The organism is Vibrio sp. Y176 (assembly GCF_033438945.1).
The window spans coordinates 1-923 of record NZ_JAWOQS010000192.1 but is presented as its reverse complement, the minus strand read 5'-3'; the positions used below and the strand labels follow the sequence as shown (position 1 = coordinate 923).

The window sequence follows — 923 nt, the reverse complement described above, 5'->3', positions numbered from 1 at the left end:
TCACAAACGTCATGCTAACAAACATCAGCACGAGCTTGTTTTTCGTGGAAAAAGGCAGCGAGAACTTAGGCATCACGACTCTCTTCGAGTTTGTAGCCCATCCCTCTGACAGTGTGAATCAGTGGTTTATCGAACGGTTTGTCCACTTTGCTACGCAGACGTTTGACCGCCACATCAATCACATTGGTATCGCTGTCAAAGTTCATATCCCACACTAACGACGCAATGGTGGTACGTGAAAGCACTTGGCCAGCTTTGCGCATCAACAACTCAAGCAGGGCATATTCTTTGGCGGTAAGCGACATCGACTGCCCCGCGCGCGTGGCAACGCGTTTGATCATATCAAGTTCTAAATCTGCCACACGTAATGTTTGCGGCGATGCGACCACTTGCGCGGCAATATGATGACGAAATACGTTTTGAACACGCGCCAGTAGCTCTGCAAACGCGTAAGGTTTTACCACATAGTCATTGGCACCCAGCTCAAAACCGCGCACGCGATCTTCCACTTGCTCCTTCGCTGTCAGCATGATCACTGGAGTGTGAATCCCACTACTGCGCAATGTGTTAAGCACTTGCCAACCATCGAGTTTAGGCAACATAATGTCGAGGAGGATTAAGTCATATTCTTCACTGGTAGCGTGATAAAGCCCATCGACCCCATCATGCACTAAATCCACCACATACCCAGATTCAATCAAACCTTTTTGCAGATATTCTCCGGCTTTGTGCTCATCTTCGACGATCAATATTTTCAACTTTACTTACCTGGTGTGTTAGCGGGAGGATGAGAACCCAGTATAAAGATCGAAAAAGAGCATGATGTGAACCACACCATACTCTTCCTCATTGGCAAACCATTATCGATTGTTATCGCGTTCGGCATAATGCACTTTGACATTCACTTTGCCCAAATATTCCAA

Annotated in this window: 1 protein-coding gene; it reads right to left on the bottom strand. The window is 46.8% G+C overall.

Annotated elements, in window-relative coordinates; all coding sequences use genetic code 11:
- Window positions 1-65 precede the first annotated feature (65 nt).
- The gene (locus R7O13_RS25035) at window positions 66-758 is read right to left on the bottom strand and encodes a heavy metal response regulator transcription factor (RefSeq protein WP_025501726.1); all 693 of its coding nucleotides are present in this window, start codon (window positions 756-758) and stop codon (window positions 66-68) included.
- Window positions 759-923: the final 165 nt, after the last annotated feature.